General features: G+C 38.7%; 4 protein-coding genes. 1 reads left to right on the top strand and 3 read right to left on the bottom strand.

The genetic code is table 11. The features are described 5' to 3' along the window. Positions 1 to 2,181 (top strand): bifunctional acetate--CoA ligase family protein/GNAT family N-acetyltransferase (locus AC3DU7_RS26075; RefSeq protein WP_488042190.1); only part of this gene is annotated, 2,181 nt, incomplete at its 5' end. Between the two features lie 409 nt (positions 2,182 to 2,590). Here the strand turns inward: AC3DU7_RS26075 and AC3DU7_RS26070 are convergent. The 3 genes from AC3DU7_RS26070 to AC3DU7_RS26060 form a co-directional block, all read right to left on the bottom strand. Then, positions 2,591 to 3,208, bottom strand: coding sequence for a hypothetical protein (locus tag AC3DU7_RS26070; protein ID WP_488042189.1), 618 nt, complete (start codon positions 3,206 to 3,208; stop codon positions 2,591 to 2,593). A 289-nt stretch (positions 3,209 to 3,497) separates the two neighbouring features. Then, positions 3,498 to 3,671, bottom strand: coding sequence for a UPF0175 family protein (locus AC3DU7_RS26065; RefSeq protein ID WP_488042188.1), 174 nt, complete (start codon positions 3,669 to 3,671; stop codon positions 3,498 to 3,500). 252 nt (positions 3,672 to 3,923) lie between these two features. Then, the coding region (locus AC3DU7_RS26060; protein WP_488042187.1) for an HAD-IA family hydrolase at positions 3,924 to 4,585 on the bottom strand (662 nt) is incomplete at its 5' end.

The raw sequence follows: 4,585 nt of genomic DNA, 5'->3' as shown, positions 1-4,585 counted from the left end.
GACTGGAGTTTTCCTGAAAACGTTGGTTTTAGTGCCTTTATCTCCATCGGTTCCATGTTAGATGTAGATTGGGGCGACCTCATCTATTATCTCGGTGATGATCCCCACACCAAGAGTATTGTAATTTATATGGAATCAATTGGTAATGCGCGGTCGTTCCTGTCTGCTGCTAGGGAAGTAGCATTAACCAAGCCAATAATAGTAATCAAAGCAGGTCAAACCGAGGCTGCTGCAAAAGCTGCTGCTTCTCATACAGGTTCCCTCACAGGTAGTGATGAAGTTCTCAATGCTGCTTTCCGTCGCTGTGGAGTATTGCGGGTGAATCGTATTTCTGAACTATTTGATATGGCAGAAGTAATGGCAAAACAACCACGGATTCCCAAAGGACCAAAATTAACAATTATTACTAATGCTGGGGGACCAGGAGTTCTCGCTACTGATGCTCTGATTGCTACTGGTGGGGAACTTGCTCCACTGGCAGAAGAAACCATTACTCAAATGAATGAATTTTTGCCCACTCACTGGAGTCATAGTAACCCTATTGATATTCTTGGTGATGCTGACCCCGAACGTTATCACAAAGCCCTAGAAGTAGCAGTCAAAGACCCTAATACTGATGGTTTGCTAGTAATTTTGACTCCTCAAGCGATGACAGACCCCACTCAAACCGCAGAACAGTTGAAACATTATGCTCAGACTGCCAAAAAACCAGTATTAGCAAGTTGGATGGGAGGAGATGAAGTAACCACAGGTGAAACAATTCTCAATCGTGCTAGTATTTCCACTTATCGTTATCCAGACGCAGCAGCACGGTTGTTTAACTTTATGTGGAAATATAGTTATAACCTGCAAGGCATATATGAAACACCAGTGCTAGCACAAGACCAAGAAGAAGGTCCTAACTCTTCTCTAGTGGAGCAAATTATCAAAACTGCTCGGGATGCAAACCGAACTATTCTCACCGAGTCTGAGTCGAAACAGGTTTTGGCTGCTTATGGTATTCCTATTGTGCAAACATTGGTTGCCAAAACTGAAGCTGAAGCAGTGGAACACGCAGATGTTATTGGTTATCCCGTAGTGCTGAAGCTGTTTTCTGAGACAATTACTCACAAAACTGATGTGGGCGGAGTGCAGTTAAATCTCAAAGATGCAGCAGCGGTAAAATGGGCATATCAGAATATTCAAACATCTGTAGCTGAGAAAGTGGGTTATGAGCATTTCTTAGGGGTAACAGTCCAACCGATGTTAAGCTTAGACATTGGTTATGAATTGATTATTGGTAGCAGCATCGATCCACAATTTGGTCCGGTATTGTTATTTGGTACAGGCGGACAGTTGGTAGAGGTGTTTAAAGACAGGGCAGTAGCATTACCGCCTCTGAATACAACTCTTGCCCGTCGTATGATAGAGCAAACAAAAATCTATCAAGCTCTCAAAGGTGTTCGGGGGCGTAAAGCTGTTGATATGGCAGCATTGGAAAAGCTAATGGTGAAATTTAGTCAGTTGGTGGTAGAGCAACCTTGGATCGAGGAAATAGATATTAATCCACTTTTAGCTTCTTCAGAACGTTTAATTGCTTTGGATGCACGGGTAGTTCTCCATGACAAAAGTGTAGGTGTAGAAAAATTGCCATCACCAGCTATTCGTCCGTATCCGACTCAATATATCAAACCTTGGCAAATGAAAAATGGTGCTGAGGTAACTATTCGTCCTATTCGTCCAGAGGATGAACCGTTAATTGTTCAGTTCCACAAAACATTGTCTGAGGAAAGTGTGTATTTTCGTTATTTTAACTTTCTCAAATTGAGTAGACGCATTGCTCACGAACGGTTAACTAGGATTTGCTTTATTGATTATCATCGGGAAATGGCATTAGTAGTGGATTATAAAAATCCGGAAACAGGAAACCATGAGATTTTAGGAGCAGGTCGCTTGAGTAAGTCACATGGAGTAAATGAAGCAGAATTTGCCATGTTAGTGAGTGACCCCTATCAACGTCAGGGGTTAGGGACAGAATTGTTATTGCGGCTAGTACAAATTGGTCGAGATGAGCAGTTAGAGGGAATTGTTGCCACAATTTTAGCTGAGAATATAGCTATGCAACGAGTTTGTGAGAAAGTAGGTTTTGAATTGCAGCGTAGTGCTGAGTTAGTAGAGGCAAAATTGACAATTTCTGGTTAAGTAGTACTTAGCGATCGGCTATTAGCTATCAGCTTCTCAAGGTGTATAATGGGGGATTAAAACCCCCATAAAATCGCACCACGCACTTTTGAAACCAAGCTTCATATAAGCCTTGGGTATGTAATAAGTGATCAATGTTATTTGTCTTTTTTGGTTAGTTTGGGTTAGACTTGCGTTATTCAAACAGTAATAATATCATGTCCAGATAATCAGTGATAAAAAAACCTTTTCCCTTCTAACCTTTTCTTTCCTTCTGCCTCCTGCCTCCTGCCTTCTGCCTTACCTCCTCCAAGGAAATCGAAGATTCTTTTTTCTTGCTTCCTGCCCCACAGATGCGAGCCAGGAGCAATGGAGGGAGTGAGAGAAATTACAAATGCTTGCCTTAGTCCTGTACAAGACTGTTGGTTTATCAAACATCTTCTGGATTGAGGGGACGAAGAGTACATCCCATACTTCCTTGATGTGGTCCACCACAACCTTTGATAGCGAAATAACCTCTAATATATAATGCACCTCTATTATAAAACATATCAGCATCTTTTGGAGAGTTAGACCTATCAATTGAAAACCCAACTCCCTCACACTTGAGTAGTGAAGGTTCTTCATTGGTTTCTAATTCTTTAAAACAGTTTTCCCAAAGGTGGAGATGATTAACTCTAAAATCATCACCACGAATAATATTTCCTTCATTGGTACCATTAGGAATATAAGATGCATTTATGAAAACTTTTTCTCCTTGATTTTCAAATATAAAATTCGTAAAAGCCTTACTTTTCTGATAATTCCCAATTTCTCCTTCAAATCTCGGTATTTTAGGTTTAGGATTAATATTAACTTGGGTTTGTCTTGAACCATTTATTATTGGTGCATTTTCTATATTGGCGTTAGTCTGTCCTAAACCACCTGTTATTTGTATACCTCCTGTATTGATGTTTCTAAAAGTTGTTTCAGTATGAGTAAAAGAATAAGCAGCAAACACAAGTCCAATAATCGAGGCAATTGAGACCCAAAAAGATATTTTTTTCATTTTTATAAATTTAAAATTAAGTAATGAGATTCAAATGTTTCTACTCCCAAATAATATCATGTCCGGTTGAACAGTTATAAATAAACGACGAAGGAGTCAGGAGACAGGAGACAGGAGACAGGAGGGTAGAAAGAAGAAGAAGGAGAAAGTTTTTTTATCACTAATTATCCGGACATGATATAATCCCCAAAACAGGAAGATTTTATTTCTATTGAATTTTCTTATAGCTGATAGCTGACGGCTGAATGCTTACAAAAAAATTAAGGGCGAAGTATTTACTGCGAGAATTTCAGCCACGGTCTAACTCCCGTTGTAAGTCTTTAAAATCAACATTAAACACATCTATTTTTTCTCTTGCCAAACTAGCGAGAAAATCTCGACGGTTTAACCCGGCAACTTGAGCCGCTTTTTCTTGAGAAATCTCTCCTTTTTGATACCAATATATAGCTGCTGCTAAACGCATATCTTGAACAAATTCTTCAGGCAGCTCAACGGCGGGCAGAAAAAATTTATTCTGGTAAATTAATAGTAATTTCTGACATGGCTATTTATGTAAAATCACTAGGATTTTTAATCATATAAAGTAGAAGTTTTGATGGATATTTGAGACAATATCCTAATAGGAACTTTACCATTATTTCTGCTAAAAACCTAATCCTTTTTTCCAGATCAATATTCCCTCTAACGGCGACTATTCCCACCTTTCTCTAAAACATTACAAATCAGCAACGCCAAAGTTATGAACCGTATTAATATAATCCAACATTTCACCAGTGTTTCTGACAAGTACATCAGCTCCTGCTTGTTTTAATTCAACAGAACTTCCATATCCCCAAAGAACACCTATACATTTAGCTGAAACCTTGCGACCAGCATTCATATCATAAGAGCGATCGCCTATCATTAAGAGAGTATGTCCATCGTTTAACTTAATTATTTCTTCGAGAAGATCGTGCTTTTGCCGTTGTGCATCACAGCCTAATACTTGTACAAAATATTTTTGAAGATCGAAATATTTGATTATAGATTTTGCGATATCAGTTCTCTTTGATGTTGCTACATATAATCTAATTCCGCGAACAATTAAAACTTCTAGCACTTCCTGGATATCTTCATATAAAACGTTTTCCATATATCCAATAGAGACATATCTTTCCCGATAATATGAAATTGCCTCCTCAATAATTACAGCATTTCTTGTATTCAGTATTTCGGAGAAAATCTCATTCAGAGGAGGTCCAATATACTGATTTAGATCGGCAGGTTCTTTTCTCGGCGCACCAACTTTCTCCAGAGCATAGTTAATTGAAGTGGTAATACCTTTAGAGGGATTACTCAGTGTTCCATCCAAATCAAAAGCAATTACTGTCATTTCAG

Source organism: Okeania sp., from assembly GCF_983059655.1.
The sequence above is the reverse complement of the archived record's forward strand: the minus strand, read 5'-3'. Positions and strand labels throughout refer to the sequence as shown.

Excerpts from the sequence above, each read along its gene's own strand:
- AC3DU7_RS26070 (WP_488042189.1), bottom strand. The coding sequence starts at position 3,208 with ATGAAAAAAATATCTTTTTGGGTCTCAATTGCCTCGATTATTGGACTT.
- AC3DU7_RS26065 (WP_488042188.1), bottom strand. The coding sequence starts at position 3,671 with ATGCGTTTAGCAGCAGCTATATATTGGTATCAAAAAGGAGAGATTTCT.